At 30.6% G+C, this 21,574-nt stretch carries 19 protein-coding genes and 1 riboswitch; of the genes, 1 reads left to right on the top strand and 18 read right to left on the bottom strand.

What is annotated here, in order from left to right; all coding sequences use genetic code 11:
- Positions 1 to 70: 70 nt before the first annotated feature.
- The 4 genes from ACTG46_RS01230 to metK all read right to left on the bottom strand — a co-directional run bounded on the left by ACTG46_RS01230 (position 71) and on the right by metK (position 5,944).
- Positions 71 to 853, bottom strand: a complete 783-nt coding sequence (locus tag ACTG46_RS01230; protein ID WP_054268710.1) for a ComF family protein — start codon at positions 851 to 853, stop codon at positions 71 to 73.
- Positions 854 to 855: 2 nt separating this feature from the next.
- Positions 856 to 3,075, bottom strand: coding sequence for an SF1B family DNA helicase RecD2 (recD2, locus tag ACTG46_RS01225; RefSeq protein WP_223153382.1), 2,220 nt, complete (start codon positions 3,073 to 3,075; stop codon positions 856 to 858).
- A gap of 259 nt (positions 3,076 to 3,334) precedes the next feature.
- Entirely contained in the window at positions 3,335 to 4,432 is a 1,098-nt protein-coding gene (locus tag ACTG46_RS01220) for a YkvI family membrane protein (protein ID WP_054268708.1), read from the bottom strand.
- A 318-nt stretch (positions 4,433 to 4,750) separates the two neighbouring features.
- Positions 4,751 to 5,944, bottom strand: a complete 1,194-nt coding sequence (gene metK, locus ACTG46_RS01215; RefSeq protein WP_054268707.1) for a methionine adenosyltransferase — start codon at positions 5,942 to 5,944, stop codon at positions 4,751 to 4,753.
- A 136-nt stretch (positions 5,945 to 6,080) separates the two neighbouring features.
- Positions 6,081 to 6,184: riboswitch (SAM riboswitch) on the bottom strand.
- 188 nt (positions 6,185 to 6,372) lie between these two features.
- On the opposite strand from metK, the gene yyaC reads away from it, so the two are divergent.
- Positions 6,373 to 6,882: a spore protease YyaC gene (gene yyaC, locus ACTG46_RS01210; RefSeq protein ID WP_161803358.1), complete on the top strand. Its 510-nt coding sequence runs from the start codon at positions 6,373 to 6,375 to the stop codon at positions 6,880 to 6,882.
- Between the two features lie 110 nt (positions 6,883 to 6,992).
- On the opposite strand, the gene fabZ is transcribed toward yyaC, so the two are convergent.
- From fabZ to ACTG46_RS01140, 14 genes are all read right to left on the bottom strand, one after another.
- On the bottom strand, positions 6,993 to 7,421 hold the full coding sequence (gene fabZ, locus ACTG46_RS01205; RefSeq protein ID WP_054268706.1) for a 3-hydroxyacyl-ACP dehydratase FabZ: 429 nt from the start codon (positions 7,419 to 7,421) through the stop codon (positions 6,993 to 6,995).
- Between the two features lie 15 nt (positions 7,422 to 7,436).
- The gene (gene mreB / locus ACTG46_RS01200) at positions 7,437 to 8,456 is read right to left on the bottom strand and encodes a rod shape-determining protein MreB (protein WP_021382530.1); all 1,020 of its coding nucleotides are present in this window, start codon (positions 8,454 to 8,456) and stop codon (positions 7,437 to 7,439) included.
- 195 nt (positions 8,457 to 8,651) lie between these two features.
- Positions 8,652 to 8,912, bottom strand: a complete 261-nt coding sequence (gene spoIIID, locus ACTG46_RS01195; RefSeq protein ID WP_044212029.1) for a sporulation transcriptional regulator SpoIIID — start codon at positions 8,910 to 8,912, stop codon at positions 8,652 to 8,654.
- A 97-nt stretch (positions 8,913 to 9,009) separates the two neighbouring features.
- Positions 9,010 to 9,678 carry a M23 family metallopeptidase gene (locus tag ACTG46_RS01190; protein ID WP_054268705.1) on the bottom strand — a complete coding sequence of 223 codons (669 nt, stop codon included), beginning with the start codon at positions 9,676 to 9,678 and terminating at the stop codon, positions 9,010 to 9,012.
- A gap of 65 nt (positions 9,679 to 9,743) precedes the next feature.
- Positions 9,744 to 10,808: a stage II sporulation protein D gene (spoIID, locus tag ACTG46_RS01185; protein WP_479923438.1), complete on the bottom strand. Its 1,065-nt coding sequence runs from the start codon at positions 10,806 to 10,808 to the stop codon at positions 9,744 to 9,746.
- An 86-nt stretch (positions 10,809 to 10,894) separates the two neighbouring features.
- Positions 10,895 to 12,148, bottom strand: coding sequence for a UDP-N-acetylglucosamine 1-carboxyvinyltransferase (murA, locus tag ACTG46_RS01180; RefSeq protein WP_054268703.1), 1,254 nt, complete (start codon positions 12,146 to 12,148; stop codon positions 10,895 to 10,897).
- A gap of 20 nt (positions 12,149 to 12,168) precedes the next feature.
- Positions 12,169 to 12,906: a YwmB family TATA-box binding protein gene (locus ACTG46_RS01175; protein ID WP_479923437.1), complete on the bottom strand. Its 738-nt coding sequence runs from the start codon at positions 12,904 to 12,906 to the stop codon at positions 12,169 to 12,171.
- A gap of 86 nt (positions 12,907 to 12,992) precedes the next feature.
- Positions 12,993 to 13,862 (bottom strand): 4Fe-4S binding protein, encoded by an 870-nt coding sequence (locus ACTG46_RS01170; RefSeq protein ID WP_479923436.1) that lies wholly within the window; start codon positions 13,860 to 13,862, stop codon positions 12,993 to 12,995.
- Between the two features lie 181 nt (positions 13,863 to 14,043).
- On the bottom strand, positions 14,044 to 15,345 hold the full coding sequence (locus ACTG46_RS01165; RefSeq protein ID WP_479923435.1) for a rhodanese-like domain-containing protein: 1,302 nt from the start codon (positions 15,343 to 15,345) through the stop codon (positions 14,044 to 14,046).
- Positions 15,346 to 15,538: 193 nt separating this feature from the next.
- On the bottom strand, positions 15,539 to 17,371 hold the full coding sequence (gene glmS / locus ACTG46_RS01160) for a glutamine--fructose-6-phosphate transaminase (isomerizing) (protein WP_074179926.1): 1,833 nt from the start codon (positions 17,369 to 17,371) through the stop codon (positions 15,539 to 15,541).
- 268 nt (positions 17,372 to 17,639) lie between these two features.
- Positions 17,640 to 18,986: a phosphoglucosamine mutase gene (glmM, locus tag ACTG46_RS01155; protein ID WP_479923434.1), complete on the bottom strand. Its 1,347-nt coding sequence runs from the start codon at positions 18,984 to 18,986 to the stop codon at positions 17,640 to 17,642.
- A 170-nt stretch (positions 18,987 to 19,156) separates the two neighbouring features.
- Positions 19,157 to 19,714 (bottom strand): 2-oxoacid:acceptor oxidoreductase family protein, encoded by a 558-nt coding sequence (locus ACTG46_RS01150; RefSeq protein ID WP_054268697.1) that lies wholly within the window; start codon positions 19,712 to 19,714, stop codon positions 19,157 to 19,159.
- Complete coding sequence (locus tag ACTG46_RS01145) at positions 19,715 to 20,467, bottom strand: thiamine pyrophosphate-dependent enzyme (RefSeq protein ID WP_003420710.1); 753 nt, start codon at positions 20,465 to 20,467, stop codon at positions 19,715 to 19,717. It abuts the gene before it with no gap.
- On the bottom strand, positions 20,467 to 21,546 hold the full coding sequence (locus tag ACTG46_RS01140; RefSeq protein WP_021382548.1) for a 3-methyl-2-oxobutanoate dehydrogenase subunit VorB: 1,080 nt from the start codon (positions 21,544 to 21,546) through the stop codon (positions 20,467 to 20,469). The genes ACTG46_RS01145 and ACTG46_RS01140 overlap by 1 nt, the downstream gene beginning before the upstream one ends.
- Between the last annotated feature and the right edge of the window lie 28 nt (positions 21,547 to 21,574).

Genomic DNA, 21,574 nt, shown 5'->3' with positions numbered 1-21,574 from the left:
CTTTCAACCACAGACCTAAATATCACTTATTCATTTTAATATTTTAAATTAAAATTGTCAACATATAAGATTATTCCATAACATAATTATCACTTGCTCTTGTCAGTAGAGTCAATACAAATACCTTATTAGCACCAGATAACTTTAGAAGTTTAGAAATTTCATTTGTTGTCAAACCTGTAGTAAATATATCATCTATTAAAAGTAAATTTTTATCATTTATTAATTTTATATTTTCTTTAACTTCAAATACATTTTTTAGTTCTTCTTTTCTTTCTTTTTTGTTTAATTTATAGAGCATTCTTGTATATTTTTTTCTACTTATACAATCTAATAATGGAATATTAAGTATCTTACTTAAATTAGACGCTATTTTTTGTGCTTGATTAAAGCCTCTTTTGTTCAACCTTTTTTTATGAAGAGGAACAAATAGTATATAATCAAATTTCAAGTTTTCTAAATGCAACTTTTCTTTCATTATCTCAGCTATATACCTAGCCATAAATGTTTTCTGATTATATTTTAGCCCTAATACTATCTTTTTGGTTACATCATTATATTCAATACAGGATATAGATTTATCAAAATAAAAATCTTTATTAAAACAGTAACTACACTCTTCAAAAAACTCCTTTTCAATTGAATGATGTATTATTGGTTTTCCACATTTCATACAACCATCTTGTATAAAATTCATTTCATTAAAACAGCTTTTGCATATTGAATAAGTATTTGTTTTCTTTATGGATTTATCACAAATTATGCAACTTATATTCTCAGGATATATAAAATCCAGACATTTATTAATCATGTTTTGTAAACGCTTAATAAAATTATCATTGCATATTTTCATATTTATTCTATCAACAGCCCTTCTCGCTTAAATTTATTTAACTTATATCCTAAATTTGAATACCTTTGATTCACTCTATTATTTTTTATCATATATTCAAGATACTTTACATCTCCAACTAATACAACTAATTTTTTTGCTCTTGTTACAGCTGTATATAACAAATTACGGCTAAGTAACATAGGTGGAGCCCAAGTTATTGGTAATACTACAACTGGAAATTCACTTCCTTGACTTTTATGTATTGTTGTACAGAAACTATGGTCGATTTCATCTAATTCATCATATAGATAAGATACAATTTTAGTTTGGTCAAATAATACATATATGGTTTTCTTATCTTTATCTATGTGGTAGACATATCCAATGTCTCCATTATAGATGCCTTCTCCACTTTCTTTTTGGTCTTCTGTCTCCCATTTTTTTGTATAGTTATTTTTTACTTGCATTACTTTATCGCCAACTCTAAATAGTCTTTTAGAAAAACTTTCTTCAACTTTAAATTTTTCTTTTTTGTTAAGATACTTCTGTAACTCTATATTGAGATTAGTAACTCCTAACTCACCTTTTCTCATTGAAGATAAAACTTGTATATCTTTTAATTTATCAACTTTATAAAATTTAGGTAATCTTTCATTAACTAATCCTATTATTTCATTTAATATTTCTTCATTAGTAGATTTTCTTATAAAAAAGAAATCTTTCTCTTTTGTATTTAAATAAAGAGGTTCTCCATTGTTTATTTTATGAGCATTTACAATTATCATGCTCTCTTGTGCTTGTCTAAATATTTCATTTAATTTAACCACATTTATAATATTAGAATCAATCATATCTTTAAGTACATTTCCAGCTCCTACAGAAGGTAATTGGTCACTATCTCCAACCAAAATAACTCTTGTTCCTAATTTTATAGCTCTAAGCAAGTTGTACATTAAAATAATATCTACCATTGATACCTCATCAACAATGATTACATCTGAATTTATTGGGTCTTCTTCATCTTTGAAAAAAGTTAAATCATCATCTGTTGAGAAACCCATTTCCAACAATCTATGTATAGTTTTTGCTTCTTTATCAGAAGTTTCACTCATTCTCTTTGCTGCTCTTCCTGTAGGAGCTGCTAAGGTAACACTTTTACCATTATTCTCAAATATTTCTATGATAGAATTAATAGTGGTTGTCTTACCAGTTCCTGGACCACCAGTTATAATTAATACGCCACTATTAATAGATTCTTTGACTGCTAAAATTTGTTTTTCTGCTAGCTTGATTTTTTTATCTTCTTCCAAAATATTAATTTCACTATCTATATCTATTTTCAAGTCTTCGAATTCATACTGTGATAGTTTTACTATTTGGCTACATACTCCATTCTCAGCTAAGTAGTATGGCATAAGATATATAAGATTTTCATTGTTTACTTTCTCTATATGTATTTTTTGATTATAAACTAGCATCATTATGCACTCTTTTATTATTTCTCCTTTTAGCTCCAATAATTTTTCCGAATCTTGTATTAAGATATGCTCTGGTAAATATGTATGTCCATTGCTTAGAGATTTATTTAAAGTGTATAAAATTCCCTGACAAACTCTATCCTTGGAATTTTTATCTATACCAATTTTATTGGCTATACTGTCAGCCACCTTAAATCCAATTCCTCTTATATCTTCAGCAAGTTGATATGGATTTTTATTTATAACTTCTATTGCACTACTTTTATATTTCTTGTATATTTTTAGACAGTAATTTGGTGTTATTCCAAAAGGAGATAGTTCTATTATTATATTTCTCAGTTCTCTATCTTCTTCATAACTTTTTACTATTTGTTTTACCTTTTTACTCCCTATACCCTCTACTTCTTGTAGTCTCTCTGGTGAATTTTGTATGACATTTAGTGTATCTACACCAAATTTATCAATTATTCTCTTAGCCATTTTTTCACCAATACCATGTATCATTCCAGAAGATAAATAGACATAAATTCCTTCTAAGGATGAGGGTGTCACTGGCATAAAACTATTTACTTCAAACTGAGTACCATAAATCTTATGGTTTACCCATTTACCTTCAACTTCTATACTTTCTCCAGTTGCCAAAGTAGGCATACATCCTACAATTACAATTTCATCTTTTTCATTTACTAGATGAGCTATTGTATATCCATTGTCCTCATTTTTAAAGACTATTTCACTTATCATTCCTTCTAATTTTTCCATTTTTATCTCCTAAAAATACTAATACTCGCTCCTGTTAAGTCAGTATGTTTTATATGTCAAACTGTGATAGTTCTAGAAAAGTTTTTATATTTTTATACTTAACGTAATTTCCAACTATTATACATTTTATCAGAAACAAAAAAATTGTGCATCCAAAAATATGACACCTTAAAAAACAGGTGCCATATTTTAATAACTATTTTATTTTAATCACTTTATGTGTAAACTACAAATTAAATTTCATAAAACTATCCTAATACTAACTTATTTCAGATTTATTTTCCTTATATCCACTGGTCTTAGTAATTCTTCTATAAAGCATACATAGTAAAATTAAAATTCCCATGTAACCTGTATATGGATATAGAGTTCCTACTAGTTTATCAAATGGTAATAAGCCTCCTATACATGCTAATATACTTACTACTATTGTTATAATTCTAAATTTAGGATGGTCATCTTCTACAAATCTGTTAGTTACTGACCATAATAGTGGAACAGCTGTAGTGTATATTCCTAATAAAAGTACTACTGAGAATAAAACACCTATTATTGGAGATATTTTATCAGCTAAGTAAAGTGCTGGTATCTCTTTTGTATATATATTTCCTATGTCTGAAAGCAATGCTAGATTCATCATTATAGCTGCTGCCATAAGAGCTATTCCTCCTACTATACCACCCCATACAGCATCTTTTTTGTTTACTGCAGAAGAGCCCATTCCTGTTAAGAATGTGATTACTATAATTACATTATAACAAGTATAAAGCACACCTGAGAAATACCCACTTGATGTAGCAGTTTTAATGTTTAAACTATCAACCATAGCCCCAGCATTTGGTAAAGCATCAATATTACTACATAGACTAATAGCTCCTACTAAAAGTGTAAATATTATTATTATAGGACCTATATTACCTAGTATCTTAGAAAGTCTTGTTAGACCTAAAGAAACAGTTATTAGGGAAACGATTGCCATACCAATCCTACCTACATATGGATTTAATCCATAGTACTCTGATAATGTAGCTCCTGCCCCTGCAATCATTATTACTAGTGTTCCAAATAAGAACAATGGTCCAAACCATTCAAAGAATGTACCAAGATATTTTCCACAATATACTTGATAAATCTTTATTGGCTCCTTAAGTTTTAGCTCTCTTCCTTTATCTATAACTTCTGCTCCAAACCATGAAAATAATACCATAGATATTATTCCACCTATAATACCAGCATATCCATAAAACGTAAAAAATTGCAATATCTCTTGACCAGTTGCAAATCCAGAACCTATTACAGTAGCTACATAAGCTCCAGCAAAACTTATAACAGTTTTAATATTTACTTTTCCTGACATACACTACTCCCCCCTAATTAAAATAATTTTTAAAGTGTAAGTTTATTAAGATTATATTAGATGTATTGTTGTGATATTTCAATATATTTTCAATTATTTAACAGTAGTTAACACAATCTTAACCATTCTTTAACATATTTTCCATGATATGTACTGATTTAGTATAATATTAAAAAATATAATACACTAATCTAATTAAATACTGTTTATCTATTATATGATGGGAAATTAACATTTATTAAAAATATTTAATCTACAATAAAAAAACTGTTAGAATATAATCATAAAATTACATTCTAACAGTTTATTAATTAAAAATTATTCACCTAAGGCATCTTTTCTTAATTGCTCAACTTTGTCAATTTTTTCCCAAGGTAAATCTATATCAGTTCTACCAAAATGACCATAAGCAGCAACTTTTTTGTAAAGAGGCTTTCTTAAATCTAAGTCTCTTATTATAGCTCCTGGTCTTAAATCAAAGTGTTTTTCTACTAATTCAACAAGTTTTTCCTCTGAAACTTTACCTGTCCCAAAAGTATCTATGAATATAGACAACGGTCTAGCTATACCTATAGCGTATGCAAGTTCTATCTCGCATTTATCTGCAAGACCAGCTGCAACAATATTTTTAGCAACATATCTAGCTGCATAAGCAGCAGATCTATCAACTTTTGTAGGGTCTTTTCCTGAGAAAGCTCCTCCACCATGTCTAGAATATCCACCATAAGTATCTATTATTATTTTTCTTCCTGTAAGACCTGTATCTCCTTGAGGTCCTCCTATAACAAATCTTCCTGTTGGATTTATATAAATTTTAGTTTCTTCATCAAGTAATTCTGCTGGTATAACTGCTTTAATAACATGATTAATTATATCTTCTCTTATTTTATCATTTGATACTGTTTCACAATGTTGAGCTGATATAAGAACTGTATGTACTCTTACAGCTTTATTTCCTTCATATTCAACAGTAACTTGAGTTTTTCCATCTGGTCTTAAATAATCAACTATACCTGTCTTTCTAACTTCTGTAAGTCTTCTTGATAATTTATGAGCTAAAGATATTGGAAGTGGCATTAATTCTGGAGTCTCATTACATGCAAATCCAAACATTATTCCTTGGTCTCCAGCTCCGACTTTTTCTATTTCTTCTTCTATTTCTTCTCCAGTCTTACTTTCTAGACCTTCATCAACTCCCATAGCTATGTCTCCAGATTGCTCATCTATAGAAGTTATAACTGCACAAGTATCACAGTCGAATCCATATTTCGCTCTTGTATATCCAATTTCTTTTACTGTTTCTCTTACTAGTTTAGGAATATCTACATAAGCAGATGTACTTATTTCTCCTGCTACTAAAACTAATCCAGTCGTAACTGTAGTTTCACAAGCTACTCTAGATTGTGGGTCTTTTTCTAATAATGCATCTAATATTGAATCTGATATTTGGTCACATATCTTATCAGGATGTCCTTCTGTAACTGATTCTGACGTAAATAAATGTCTTGCCATTTTTATTCCCCCTTATACATTCTCAATTTTTATTATAGGTTTTACCTTATTTTTAATTTTAGAAATTTTACTCAAAATAAAAAACCTCTCCTTTATAAGAAGAGGTTAATAATCGTAATCGCATACTAATTAACTGACCTCATCTTTCAAGACTTTTGTCTTGTAGGAATTAGCACCTTTTCCCATTTGGGTGGTTGCTGGGCTTCACAGGGCCTATCCCTCAGCCGCTCTTGATAAGGTAATCAAGATTTAAGTTTTGTTTTACTTTACTAGCTTACTATTTTTTTAAAATTTTGTCAAGATTTTTAGTCATATTTTTCCCATTCCTTTTTTTGTAAGACAAATAAAATATTATCTCTATCTGAAATTTAAAGTTAGGTCTTTTTATTGTTTTTTATTCATATATTTTTTTGAAGGGGGTGTTCCTATTGTATTTAGCTAAAGTAAATTACAGCGATGATGATGTTATACAGATGCTAAGTTCAGTTCTAAAAACTATAATTAATGAAAATACGATTGTTGTTTGCATAGGAACAGACAGGGCTATAGGTGATACTTTAGGCCCTTTAGTTGGAACAATACTTAAGAACAGTAAATTTAAATACCCCGTTTACGGTACACTAGATAACCCTATTCACGCCTTAAATATATATGAGTCTTTAGATACTATAAAAAATACACATATACAAGGTAACTTCTTGGCTATAGATGCTTGCTTGGGGTCGCAGAGTAACATAGGTAATATACAAATTAGAGAAGGACCTATCCTGCCCGGAAAAGGTGTTGGCAAAAAACTACCTCAAATAGGAAATTATTCTATAGTAGGAATTGTAGATAAAATTGATGAAAATAATAGACTTTCATTTAATAATATACGTCTTAGCTTTATATTGGACTTAGCTGAAACAATAGCCTTAGCTTTATTAGTATCCACCTAAGTCCAATGTGAAGTAACTGATAAAATTTTTTATATAAAAAGGTAGATATTTTAGAGTATCTAATTGAATACTCCAAATTATCTACCTTTTTACTTTTATATTGTGAATTTTTACTTTTCCACCAAAGCGAACATTAATTCACCTTTACAGACAAGCTCATCACCAACATATGCCTTAGCATCTGCCTTAGCTATATTTCTTCTAAGAGTTGTCATTTCAACTTCCATAGTTAATGTGTCTCCTGGTCTTACTTCTCTCTTAATTCTAACCTTATCTATACCTGCAAATACACCTAATTTTCCTTTATTTTCATCTACAGACATCATTGCAACTCCACACACTTGTGCCAAAGCCTCTACTATCAATACTCCTGGCATCAATGGATATTCTGGAAAGTGACCTTGAAAAAATGGCTCATTCACTGTTACATTTTTTATACCAACAGCTCTTTTCCCAACTTCTAACTCTGTAATCTTGTCCACTAATAAAAATGGATATCTATGTGGTATTAATTTTTTTATTTCATCTATATTTAGCATTCTTAACTCTCCTAATTATTTTCTTCTAAAAGACCCACCTGTTTCAAGTAAGTCTATTGAACCCAAAGCTATTCCTGTCCCTTTTGCAACACAAGACAATGGCTCCTCTGCTATTGTAACAGTTATCCCTGTTCTTTGTTCTATTATTTTATCCAATCCGTATAATAATGAACCTCCACCAGTCATTATTATACCAACATCTCCTATATCTGCTGCTAATTCAGGGGGTGTTTTTTCTAAAACAGCATGAGTGGCAACTACTATTTGCTCAACACATTCTCTAAGTGCTTCTAGCATTTCTGTTGAATTTATAGTTATAGAACTAGGAAGCCCTGTAATTAAGTTTCTTCCTGTTATCTTCATATATTTTTCTTCTTCTCTCTTAAATGCAGAACCGATTTCAAACTTAATTTTCTCTGCTGTTCTTTCACCTATAAGAAGATTGTGTTGTTTTTTCATATACTTAACTATAGAATCATCAAATCTATCTCCACCAACTTTTATAGATTCACTTACAACAGCTCCTCCTAGAGATATTACGGCTATATCCACAGTCCCTCCACCAATATCTATAATCATATTACCATTAGGTTGTGATATGTCTACTCCAGCTCCTATGGCTGCTGCTATTGGTTCTTCTATGATATATACTTCTCTAGCTCCGGCTTGTCTAGTAGCATCCTCTACTGCTCTTTTTTCTACTTCTGTAACACCAGTTGGCACACATACCATAATTCTTGGCATGAAGAATCTTCCAAATCCTTTTTTATCAACTATCTTATCTATAAAAGATTTTAACATCTTCTCAGTTACATCATAATCCGAAATTACACCATCTCTTAAAGGTCTTATAGCAACTATATTACTTGGTGTTCTTCCTATCATTTTTTTAGCTTCTTCTCCCACAGCTAAAACAGAATCTGTCCTATTATCTATTGCTACAACAGATGGTTCTTCTAAAACGATTCCCTTACCACTAACATAAACAAGTACGTTTGCAGTACCTAAATCTATGCCTATATCAGCTCCAGCCATTTTTTCAACTCCTTCATTTATATATTAGATTATATTATAAGTCTACTTTAATACTCCTATAATAAAGCATATACAAAAAACTCGCTTTAATCAAGAGAAAATAAATGTTTTGAGGGTATTATTATTTTGATATTTATAATTATTTAATATATTTATTACAATAATCTAATTCAATAAAAAAAGTAGGTTTTTAACCTACATTTTTTTATGTTCCTTCTCATACTTTAATTTAGTTGCTAATCCCCCTCTAATATGTCTCTCTGATTTATTCTTGTCTAGCACACTTTTAACTTCTTTGGCAAGGGATGGATTTATTTCCTTCAATCTTTCTGTAACATCCTTGTGAATTGTACTTTTACTTACTCCAAATGTCTTGGCGGTTTGTCTTACTGTAGTGTTTTTTTCAAGTATATATTTTGCTACCACTATGGCCCTTTCCTCTATATGAGATCTCAAAGATTACCCCCCTCACATAATAGCTTTAATGATATATATGTAAAAACACCAAAAAATATAACAAGCTTAACCAAATATGATTAAACTTGTTATACTTTTACTTAATTAGACTCATTGGGTCTATAGATTTCTCTCCATTATATGCCTCTAAGTGTACATGGATACCCTCTTCACTTTCTATTTGAGAAGTACTTCCTACAGTACCTAGAGATTGTCCTTCTGTTACCTTTTGTTCTTTTTTAACACTAACATTTTCATCTAAATTTGAATATACAACTACAATATTATTGTCACTTTTTATTTTTACTGATTTTCCATATTCTTCATCATCAAATACATCTACTACCATTCCGTTTAATAGAGATTTTATTTCTTTACCTTTAGTACAGCTAACATCTACACCTTTATGAGTCTCCCAGACATCTAGTGTTTTTGAATAACTAGGTTCTTTTTCTGAATATCCTCTTATTATTTTATCTCCAATGTAGTTTAATTTTGTTGTACTCGACTTATTTTCCTCTTTTGACTTAGCTTTTTCTAAGTTTTGTTTTGAATCTGTTGAAGTGGGAATAGCATCTTTCTTATCTTTTTCAATTAAATGTATTTCCTCTTCACTATCTTTATTAGCATTTTCTATCATGCCTTTATTAGAAGCTAATTTATCTACATTATTATTTGTAAACCAAACTCCACCTACTGCTAATAAACAAACACATACAAATAAAGATAAATAAAAACCATCTTTTTCTAATAGCTTTTTCTTCATTTTGCACCTCCAAATATATTTCTACATTTGGATTATTGACGTGTTTTTGGTATTTTATACAATTATTAGTATATATCTTTTATTTTTGTATCTGTGTAGTAATGTGATAATATATCATAATATTTATAGCCTTCTTCTGCCATTCCTTCTGCTCCCCACTGGCTCATACCAACACCATGACCATATCCTTTTACTACAAAATCTATGTATCCTTCTCCAAACTTTATGTCAAAATTTGCAGAGTTCAACTTAAAAATAGTTCTAATGTCTTTTCCAGTCAACTCTTTATTTCCTAGTTTTATTTTCTCTACAGTTCCTGCATCACTTCTTTGAGTTATTGAAACTTGTTTACTTAAATTATTTGCATCTATTACAATAGTACTATATGCTCTTCTAAGACTCTTGACAAAGTCTGTATTACTTATTTTAAGTGTGGATGCAAACTTAGGAGAATACTTATCATAAGGACTTTCTACAGATTTTAAATAAGGATATTTTGCAGAAAATACTTCTTCACTGTTTTCTGTTTTTCCTGAAGATGTAGAAAAGTAAAGAGGAAGTATTGCCTTATCACTATAAGTTATTATCTGTCCTTTAGTTCCTCCAACTGCTTCTTGGATTTTAGAGTATTTGTTCTTAATCCATTCTTCTCCATTTAACTTTTTGAGAGTAGCATAACTTTTGTATTCCTGACAGTGCTTATAGTCAGTACATACTACTGCATTTTTATGTTTACCTGATTGTCCATGCTCTTGCTTATATACTACATATGTTCTAGCTGCCACAGCTTGAGCTTTTAAAGCTTCTATGTCAAAATCTGAAGACATCTCACCAGCTATCACTCCACATAAATAATTTTCCATGTCCATTTTTTCAGTTTTTCCTGTTATATGATTGTACACATTGATGATTGGTGTTTTTTTATTTACAGTTTCATAGTTCACTATCTTTTTTTCTTCTTCATTACTTTCTTCTTTAATATCGCTTTTTTTAATAGTTTTGTTTATAGAAACTGACTTCTCTGGTTTTTCAGTTAGTTCTACATTTTTATAAGAGACTAAAGTTATAAGTGATGGAACTAACACAGAGCAAGTCACGAATCCTAACAAAACAACCAATGGGTTCTTCATATACTCTCCTCCTTAGCTTTTAAAACCTTGTATTTAAGTATATGAACAACCCTATTAATTTATAACTTTCTTCTCTAAACCAATTATTAATCTTCTACTATTTCGATTCGACCACCTAATGCTGTTATCTTCTTATCTATATCAACATAACCTCTTTGAATATGGTATATTTCTCCTATTTGAGTTTCTCCTTCTGCTATAAGACCACATAAAATAAGTGCTGCACCTGCTCTTAAATCAGTAGCATTTACTGCTGCACCATGTAATTCATCTACACCATTAACAACAGCACTTCTTCCATCTATTTTTATATTAGCTCCCATTCTATTAAACTCTGCAACATGCATAAATCTATTTTCAAAAACAGTTTCTATAACTACACCAGTTCCATTTGCTACAGTAAGCATAGCCATAAATTGTGCTTGAACATCTGTAGGAAACCCTGGATGTGGTAAAGTCTTTATATCTATTGGTTTTAACACCTTTGGACCCACTACTCTAACAGAATTGTCCATCTCTGTAATTTCACAACCAGCTTCTCTTAATTTAGCTACAACTGGCTTTAAATGCTCCATTAAAACATTTTCAACAGTTATATCACCTTTTGTCATAGCTGCTGCAACCATATAAGTTGCTGCTTCTATTCTATCTGGAATTACATTATGCTCTGCTCCTTTTAGCTCTTTAACACCTTTTATCTTTATAGTGTTAGTACCTGCACCTTTAACATCTGCTCCCATTTCATTCAAAAAGTTTGCTAAATCTACTATCTCTGGCTCTTCTGCTGCGTTTTCTATTATTGTAGTACCTTCTGCTAAAGAAGCCGCCATCATTATATTTTCAGTTGCTCCAACAGATGGGAAATCTAGATATAATTTATTTCCTACTAACTTTTCTGTTGCTGCTTCAACAAATCCATGGTCCATCTCTATGTTTGCACCTAAAGCTTTAAATCCTTTTAAATGTAAATCTATAGGTCTTGTTCCTATAGCACATCCTCCTGGCATAGAAATTTTTGTACTATTAAATCTAGCAAGTAATGGTCCCATAACCAAAAAAGAAGCTCTCATCTTTCTTACAAGCTCATATGGAGCTTCACAAGTCTTTATATTACTTGCATCAACAGTAAGTGTATTTTCTTTATATTCAACCTCTGCTCCTACATGTCTTAATAAATCTGATATAACATGAACATCTCTTAAATTTGGTACTCCATTCAATGTTGATTTTCCGTTCGCTAATAAAGTCGCTGCTATTATTGGTAAAACTGCATTTTTTGCACCATCTATTTTAACACTACCTTTAAGTGGATTACTCTTTTTTACTATTATCTTAGCCATATTTTTTGATCTCCTCATAATTAATAATCTAATTTTATAATTGGTGTGGCAATATATATGAGTGTTTTTCCTTCATCCTCATTATATCTAATTCCTATATTTAAATTAATTTTTTCCCCTAAATATTCTAAATCATCATCATTTAATACTTTACTATATGCTGTTACTGATAAAAAGTTTACGTCTTTAACTTTATCTATTTGCTTAGCATTCATATTATATAATATTTTTTGTAAAATATCATCATATTTGTTGTTTTGTAACCTTTTTGTGTATTCTCCAACAATACAAGCAGACACATCTACTTGAGATGAATATTTATTTAACACATTTTCTACGTTACTATAAATATCCTCTTTATGTTTATATACTTTGTTATCCAATATGTCAACTATTATGTAACTTTCTTTATTATTTTTATTTATTCCTTTTATAGAAATTTCTTTATCGCTACCTTTTATAGTAGCACATAATTGCATTTTATCGCCATACCCTTTTTGATTCCAATTTATTCCTTTTCCATCTAGCTTTAGATTGTTAATTATTTCTATAAAAATATTACGAAATTCTTTATTTGGTAAATTATAATTTATAACAGAATTAATTTTAACATTATAAAATTTGAAGTCTGCTTCCGAAATTTCAAGTGCATTAGTTAATTTATTATACCTAGTATTTATACTTGTATCTGCATAAGATATTGTCATCCCTATAGTCATTAATATAAAAAAGCATATAGCTAATTTTATCCTTTTCATAATAAAAAATCCCCCTTAAATATGTTTTTCCTTATAACAGAATTATTAACAAATTTAAGAGAGATATACTTTCTCAATAGGTATTTTTATGCATTTTGCAATTTTATATTCATTAAATGTTTCTCAAACTCTTCAATACCAATTCTTTCTAATACTTTACTTATTCTTTCTCCTGGACTTGCTAATTGTTTATATGTATTAAATACATCTTGAACTAATTCTTCTATATTATCTTCTGTATACAGACTACTAAGTCTGTCTCCAAATCTATAACCTCTTCCCATTCTACCACCAAGATAAACAGCTAATCCTTTTTTATCAACTTCCATAGCTCCAAATGGACATACCTGAGCACATTTTCCACAATTTACACACTCTTCTTTATTCCACACTAGTTTCTTATTTTCCATATATACTGATTTTTGTCTACAAGATGATGTACATAATCCACAATTTTTACATTTATCTTCATTAAATTTTACATATACTTGCCCTACAATACCTACATCATTAGTATTCGCTTTTGCACAATTGTTTGGACATCCAACTAGAGTAATCTTAGTTTTAGATGGTAAATCATATCCAAAATATAAATCATGTAACTTCCCACATAATTCTTGTGTATCATATATTCCATGTTGACATACAGTACCTTTACATGCAACTAGTGGTCTTACTTTCTTTCCTGTACCACCATGTTCTAAACCTACAGTTTTTAAATCGTCTTTTATTGAATCTATATCTTCATATTTTATCCATGGTATTTCCACAGCTAGTCTAGTAGTAACACCCAAATAACCTCTACCATATTTCTCAGATAACTTTGACAAGTTAATAAGTTGTTCTGCTGTAAAGTTTCCAGCTCTACTTAATATTCTTATTGAGAAATATCCCTCTTGACTTTGAGCCAATATCCCCTCAGCTTTCAGCTTTGCTTTTTCATCTTTGCTAATCATCTCTTACACCTCATAATATAAATTTATAATTCTATACTGCTAATAATATGTTTAAATAAGTCTATATTTATATAATCATATTCTAACTCTGTTTATATTTTAAAACATAACAAAGGTATATTCAACTTATTAAAGAGAATACACCTTTATATTAAGTAATTCTATTGTACTTTAAAAGGCTCTATTTATACGCTCCAACTTCAATTTGATTTGAGTTATCAAGACTCCATCCCATCCATCCATCACTATAAAGAGATGTTTCTTCAACACCCATTACATTTGCATATGTTAATACCTCAGCAGCACGCCATCCACTTCCACACATGAATATAAGCTGTTTATTCACATCTATACTTTCTTTATTCCACATTTCTAAAATCTCATATTTATTTCTCATTGTGTCATCAATATTACGATATTCTTCTAGTGAAACACTATCACTACCTGAATGCCCATATAAAGCCCCTGGTACACGTCCCTTTTTATCATAATATGTATATCCAGATATTTTACCTATATGCTCATCCCAAGTACGAATATCTACTAATGCACATTTATTTCTTTCTTTTAGTCTTTGCTTTAATTGAGATGTTGTAACAATTAATTGCGGGTTGACTGGAATATTTGCTCCAAAATTAGTGCATGAATGCCTTGAGTTACTAGTAAATTCTAATTCATATCCTGCTGATATCCATGAATTTATTCCACCATTTAAAACCCTTACATCTCTTACTCCTATATAACTTAATATAACAGCTAGTCTATAAGATGCCATAGTTGTACTGCTTGAAACTATTACAGTATCATCCTTCGTAAATCCATAATTTAATGCAAACTGAGTCAGATTATTATCATTGTCTAGCATCCATGTTGGAGGTGGTTCTATAATATCAGTATTTATATGAACACTTGTAGGTATATGACCTTTCGCATACGATTCTTTTTCTTCTCCCCAACTTGCTTCAATCATTTTTATATGTTTGGAATTTTCAAATGTCTCTGGTATTCCCCCATCCAGTATTTCTTTTATTATAGAAGCTGGTACTATCATTTGATAATTTTTATACCTTTCCATTGGAAGATTCTCATTCTCTGCCCATTGATTAACATCATATTTATATAAATACTTATATCCCTTTTTAAACAAATACTCTGCTACAAGTAAAGCATCTTTTCCATTGGCATCATATAATACTATATTTTTATTTAAATCAATTCCCTTAGTTCTCAGTGCTTGTTCTAGTACTTCATCTTTTTTATCTGAGTATACACTTAACCAATTAGCAGAGAAATCTACAGCACCTTTTATATGTCCTCCTCTTTTTACTCCATCTAACTTCCATCCATTATATGCATCATTTAAACGAGTATCAACTACAATCCAAGATTTATCTTGTATTTTTTCTTGTAAAATTTCAGTAGAAATTGATTCGAGATTAATAAAAAAATCTTCTTTATTTTTCTTTTTAAAATCATCCGACATAATTTATTCTCCTATTTATAATATTTTTTTATTTGAAATTATTTCATTAAATTAAAACTGTTTTCTCATAAAGTATTAAATTAATTATAACAAAAAAAGATGCTTAATTCTTATAAAAAAGCTCATCCTATAAAATACAAACAATAGAATGAGCTTTTTAATAAATATTATCTATTTAATTTTTAATATATTTTTATTCAACTGTTACTGACTTAGCTAGATTTCTTGGTTTATCAACATCGCATCCTCTTAATACAGAAACATGGTAAGCAAGTAATTGCATTGGTACAACTGCTAATATAGGAGATAAAATATCATCTGAATTTGGTATATAGATTATTCTATCAGCAGCTTTCTCAACATCCTTATTGTGACTTTGAGCTATAGCTACTACATAAGCACCTCTTGCTCTTACTTCCTCCATATTAGAAACCATTTTTTCAAATAATTTTTCTTGAGTAGCTATAGCAATTACAGGAGTTCCTTTTTCTATTAAAGCTATTGTTCCATGCTTTAATTCTCCTGCTGCAAAAGCTTCTGCATGTATATATGAAATCTCTTTTAATTTTAATGAACCTTCCATTGCTAAACTATAATCTATTCCTCTTCCTAAATAGAATGCATGATCAGAACTCACAACTGTTTTAGCAATTTCTTTTATATATTCTTCGTTATCTAGTATTTCTTGTATCTTTGATGGTATTTCTTTCATCTTAGAAATCATACTATCATAAAATTCTCTATTTATTGTTCCTTTCTTAATAGCAAAGTCTAGAGCTATCATATATAGAGAAGTTATTTGAGTAGTATATGCCTTAGTTGATGCAACTGCTACTTCAGGACCTGCCCAAGTATAGAAAACATCATCTGATTCTCTAGCTATAGATGAACCTACAACATTAGTTATAGAAAGTATTCTTGCTCCTTTAGCCTTTGAGTCTCTTAATACTGCTAAAGTATCTGCTGTTTCACCAGATTGACTAACTAATATTACTAATGAATTTTCATCTACAAATGGGTCACTATATCTAAACTCTGATGCTATATCAGTTATTACTGGTATATTTACAAATTTTTCTATAGCATACTTACCAAGTAATCCAGCATTATATGCTGTTCCACAAGCCACTATATAAACTTTATTTATTTTATCTAAATCTTCTTTAGAAATATTTATGCTATCTAAAACTATGCTTCCATTGTCATCAAGTCTTCTTTCTAGCGTTTCTCTAACACCTGTTGGTTGCTCATGAATTTCTTTTGACATAAAGTAATCATATCCACCTTTAGATGCAGCCTCTACATCCCAAGTTACATGGAATACTTCTTTTTCTACTAGATTTCTATTAGAATCATAAACTGTTACGTTTTCATCTTTTAGATGAACTATTTCTCCATTTTCTAAGAAATAAACATCTCTAGTGTATTTTAATAAGGCAGGTATATCTGACGCTATAAAGTTTTCTCCTTCACCAACACCAACTACAAGAGGACTATCTTTTCTTACTGCAACTAGTTCATTTCCATGTTCTTTACAGATAACACCTAGTGCATAAGCTCCTCTTAATTTTGATATAGTTTTGTATACAGCATCTAATAAATTACCTTCATAATATTTATCTACTAAATGTGCTATTACTTCTGTATCTGTCTGAGATTCAAATTTAACACCTTCAGAGATTAACTCCTCTTTTATTTCCATATAATTTTCTATTATCCCATTATGAACAACTGCTATTGTTTTAGCTTGATTAAAATGAGGATGAGAGTTTACATCAGATGGTTCTCCATGAGTTGCCCATCTTGTATGCCCTATTCCCAAATTTCCATCAATAGGATTCTTTTCTAAATCCTCTGCCAATACAGAAAGTCTACCTTTAAATTTTCTGATATCAAGCTCTTCTCCATTAGAATTATTAACTGCTACTCCTGCAGAGTCATAACCTCTGTACTCTAGCTTAGAAAGTCCTTCTACTATAACTTCTGCTGCCTTTCTACTTCCTAAATATCCAACTATTCCACACATTATTTGTGTCCTCCTAAAAAATATTATTTATATATTTTAAGAGTTAGGTCATATAAGTTTACTTTGGCTTCCCTTTGTCCATAGGATTACTCCTATTATTTAAAGAAGTCTTTCGATGGTAAACACACCGCAGAGCATCCGCCGACAATTCGATTAACTCTGACCTCGTCAACTTAGTTCCTATGTTACTTAATAATTATGTCTATAACTAAGTTCTGGCGCTTAGAAAGGTGCTCTCAGTATTTATACCTGAGAATACCCTTATAAATTACGATAATTTTTCTTGTATAAGATTAGCTAAATTTGTTGCTAATTCTTTTATTTGACCTTCCTCTTTACCCTCTAACATAACTCTAACTAATGGCTCAGTTCCTGATGGTCTTATCAAAACTCTACCATTTCCATCTAAAATAGATTCTATTCTTTCTATCTCAGTTTTTATTTCTGGATATTCCATATATTTAGTTTTATTTTCATTTTTTATTGTTGCATTTACTAATACTTGTGGATATTGACTCATTATTGATGCAAGCTCTGATAAAGGTTTCTTTTCTTGCAAGATTATATTTGCAAGTATTAAAGAACTAAGTACTCCATCTCCAGTTGTATTGTAATCTAAGAATATCATATGTCCAGATTGTTCTCCACCAAGATTGTATCCATTCTTAACCATATCCTCTAAAACATATCTATCTCCAACTGCTGTAGTAGATAAATTTATTCCATTTTCTTTAGCAGCTATTGTTAATCCTATGTTACTCATAACTGTAACTACTAAAGTATCTTGTGCTAATTTATTATTTTTCTTTAAATTTAAAGCACTCAATATCATTATATGGTCTCCATCAACAATTTGACCCTTTTCATTTACAGCAATTAATCTATCAGCATCTCCATCATATGCAAGACCTAAGTCAGCATTATGTTCCAAAACAGCATTTTGAAGTTGTTCTGGATGTGTAGAACCACATTTATAATTTATATTATTTCCATCTGGTGAGCTATTTATTGAAATTACACTTGCTCCTAATTCATCAAATACTATTGGTGCTACTTTATATGATGCACCATTTGCACAATCCAATACTACTTTTAATCCTTTAAAATTGGTACTTATTATTGATTTCAGATAGTCTACATAGTCCCTTTGTGCATAATGTTCATGTAACTTTCTTCCTACATTTTCGCCAATTGGTAGACATTCAATTTTATCTATATCATCTATATACTCTTCTATTCTTAATTCAATTTCATCATCCAATTTATATCCATTCTTATTAAAGAATTTAATTCCATTATATTCAACAGGATTATGAGATGCAGATATAACCACGCCACAATCAGCACCATATTTTCTAGTTAAATATGCCACTGCAGGTGTTGGTATTATTCCAACAGTAATAACATCACATCCAACAGACATAAGTCCTGCTATTAAAGATGCTTCTAACATATCTCCTGATATTCTCGTGTCTTTACCTACCACTACTTTTACCCTGTGGTCTCCTTGAGCTAAGACAAAACCACCAGCTCTACCAAGTTTATATGCTAAGTCACATGTTAATTCTGTATTTGCTACTCCTCTAACTCCATCAGTTCCAAAATACTTTCTCACTAAAGATTCTCCTTCCATAATTGAAAAGCTTGCAATTTATATTATATTTTTATAGTTCATAAAATATCATTATATTCTTAATTTCAGTTATAAAAACATTTTAATACTTATCAGCAAAAAAGACAATAGAAATAATTCTATTGTCTTTTTTTTGACATCTTTTTTCTTTATTAGTTAGTTGCTACAGAACATGCAGCATCCATACCTTTTTGTAGAGCTTCTCTGTTTAATGGAACGAATTTTTCTTTTCTAGGTCCGAAAACTTTCTTAAATGCTTCTAATACAGATTCTATATCTACAGTATCAGCTACTTTTAAGTAAGCTCCTAACATTATCATATTAGCAACTTTGTCATTTCCTAACTCAACTGCTAATTCATTTGCTGGTATATAATAAACATCTACATCTGTTCTTTCAACTTTTTCTTTTATTAAAGAGCTATTTACTATTATTTTTCCACCAGGAATTACATCATCTTTGAATTTTTCAAATGCTGGTATGTTTAATAATATAGCTGCAGTTGCATCATCTGTTATAAGTGGAGAACCAACTGGTTCACTAGATACAGTTACTGCACAGTTTGCTGTACCTCCACGCATTTCTGGTCCATAAGATGGTAACCAAGAAACTTCTTTTCCTTCTAGCATTCCTGCATAAGTAAGTAATTGTCCCATAGACATAACACCTTGGCCTCCGAAGCCTGCACATATTACTCTAGCTGTAGACATTTACTTCACCTCCTCAACTTCAACATTTTTGAAATTTCCTAATGGATAGTATGGTATCATATTGTCTCTTAACCATTGTAAAGCATCATTTGGAGCTAGTCCCCAGTTTGTAGGACAAGTAGATAATACTTCTACTATTCCAAATCCTAATCCTGCTTGTTGAACTTGGAATGCTTTCTTTATAGCTTTTTTAGCTTGTCTAACATGAGCTGGAGTATCAACTGCTACTCTTTCTACAAATACAGCTCCTGTTAATGTAGCTAACATTTCGCTTACTCTTATTGGATAACCTTGAGTTTCAGCATTTCTTCCTGATTGAGCAGTAGTAGCTCTTTGTCCAACTAGTGTAGTTGGAGCCATTTGCCCACCAGTCATACCATATGTTGTATTGTTTACAAATATAGTAGTTATTTTTTCTCCTCTAGCAGCTGCATGAACTATTTCAGCAGTACCGATTGAAGCTAAGTCTCCATCACCTTGATAAGTGAATACTGTATTTTCAGGATGAACTCTTTTTATTCCTGTAGCAGCTGCTGGTGCTCTACCATGAGCAGCCTCTTGAGTGTCACAGTTAAAATATTTATATCCTAGAACTGAACATCCAACTGGAACAACACCTACAGCATCACCTAATACTCCTAATTCTTCTAATACTTCACCAACTAATCTATGGATTATACCATGTGTACATCCTGGACAGTAGTGAGTTTGAGTATCTTGTAATCCTTCAGTTTTCTTAAATACAACAGCCATTATCTAGCACCTCCTGCAACCAATTCTCCGGCAATAATTTTTTTAGCTTTTTCAACTATTTCTGCTGGTGTTGGAGTCATTCCTCCTGGTCTTCCATGGAAGTAAACTGGTAATTTACCTTCTACTGCCATTTTAACATCTTCCACCATTTGTCCCATACTCATTTCAACAGTTAATATGTTTCTAGCATTAGGAATTTGGTCAAATGCTTCAAATGGGAATGGCCATAATACTTTAGGTCTTATAAGACCTGCTTTTATTCCTTCTTCTCTTAATATATCAATTGCGCTTTTTACTACTCTTGAAGTAGTTCCATAAGCTGCAAATACAAATTCAGCATCTTCTGTTTTGTACATTTCGTATTGAACTTCATTTTTTTCCATTGCTTCAAATTTTTCTTGTAAATGCCAACAATGGTCTTCTAGTACTTCTGGCTCTAAGTATAGAGAGTTTATTACATTAGGTACTCTTTTTCCTTTAGTTCCAACAGTTGCCCAATCTTTAGGAGGCAATTCTCTTTTCTTTTCAGGAGCTTTAAATTCAACTGGCTCCATCATTTGACCTATCATACCATCTGCAACTACCATAACTGGTGATCTGTAGTAATCTGCAACGTCAAAAGCTTCCATTATCATATCAACAGCTTCTTGAACTGTAGCTGGTGCGAATACTGGAGTTCTGTAGTCTCCATTTCCTCCACCTCTTGTAGACATAAAGTAGTCAGCTTGTGAAGGTTGTATACTTCCTAGTCCTGGACCACCTCTCATTACGTTAAGTACAACACAAGGAACTTCTGCACCTACTGCATATGTTATACCTTCTTGTTTTAAAGCAACTCCTGGTGAAGATGAAGAAGTCATAACTCTTGCTCCTGCACCTGCTCCACCATAAACCATGTTTATTGCAGAAACTTCTGATTCAGCTTGAACGAACGCTCCACCTATCTTTGGTAACTCTCTTGATAAATATTCTGGTAATTCACTTTGTGGAGTTATTGGGTAACCGAAGAAATATTTGCAACCAGCTTCTATAGCTGCTTTTCCAAATGCTTCGTTACCTTTCATAAGTATCTTAGCCATTAAAATTCCCCCTTAAATATTAATTAAA

It is taken from the genome of Clostridioides sp. LIBA-7678 (assembly GCF_056716065.1).
The sequence above is the reverse complement of the archived record's forward strand: the minus strand, read 5'-3'. Positions and strand labels throughout refer to the sequence as shown.

Coding starts and splice junctions, on each gene's coding strand:
- ACTG46_RS01165 (WP_479923435.1), bottom strand. CDS start 15,345: ATGTCGGATGATTTTAAAAAGAAAAATAAAGAAGATTTTTTTATTAAT.
- ACTG46_RS01140 (WP_021382548.1), bottom strand. CDS start 21,546: ATGGCTAAGATACTTATGAAAGGTAACGAAGCATTTGGAAAAGCAGCT.
- recD2 (WP_223153382.1), bottom strand. CDS start 3,075: ATGGAAAAATTAGAAGGAATGATAAGTGAAATAGTCTTTAAAAATGAG.
- ACTG46_RS01230 (WP_054268710.1), bottom strand. CDS start 853: ATGAAAATATGCAATGATAATTTTATTAAGCGTTTACAAAACATGATT.
- metK (WP_054268707.1), bottom strand. CDS start 5,944: ATGGCAAGACATTTATTTACGTCAGAATCAGTTACAGAAGGACATCCT.
- ACTG46_RS01220 (WP_054268708.1), bottom strand. CDS start 4,432: ATGTCAGGAAAAGTAAATATTAAAACTGTTATAAGTTTTGCTGGAGCT.
- ACTG46_RS01190 (WP_054268705.1), bottom strand. CDS start 9,678: ATGAAGAAAAAGCTATTAGAAAAAGATGGTTTTTATTTATCTTTATTT.
- spoIID (WP_479923438.1), bottom strand. CDS start 10,808: ATGAAGAACCCATTGGTTGTTTTGTTAGGATTCGTGACTTGCTCTGTG.
- fabZ (WP_054268706.1), bottom strand. CDS start 7,421: ATGCTAAATATAGATGAAATAAAAAAATTAATACCACATAGATATCCA.
- murA (WP_054268703.1), bottom strand. CDS start 12,148: ATGGCTAAGATAATAGTAAAAAAGAGTAATCCACTTAAAGGTAGTGTT.
- ACTG46_RS01150 (WP_054268697.1), bottom strand. CDS start 19,714: ATGTCTACAGCTAGAGTAATATGTGCAGGCTTCGGAGGCCAAGGTGTT.
- ACTG46_RS01175 (WP_479923437.1), bottom strand. CDS start 12,906: ATGAAAAGGATAAAATTAGCTATATGCTTTTTTATATTAATGACTATA.
- glmS (WP_074179926.1), bottom strand. CDS start 17,371: ATGTGTGGAATAGTTGGATATTTAGGAAGTAGAAAGGCAGCAGAAGTT.
- ACTG46_RS01170 (WP_479923436.1), bottom strand. CDS start 13,862: ATGATTAGCAAAGATGAAAAAGCAAAGCTGAAAGCTGAGGGGATATTG.
- ACTG46_RS01145 (WP_003420710.1), bottom strand. CDS start 20,467: ATGGCTGTTGTATTTAAGAAAACTGAAGGATTACAAGATACTCAAACT.
- mreB (WP_021382530.1), bottom strand. CDS start 8,456: ATGGCTGGAGCTGATATAGGCATAGATTTAGGTACTGCAAACGTACTT.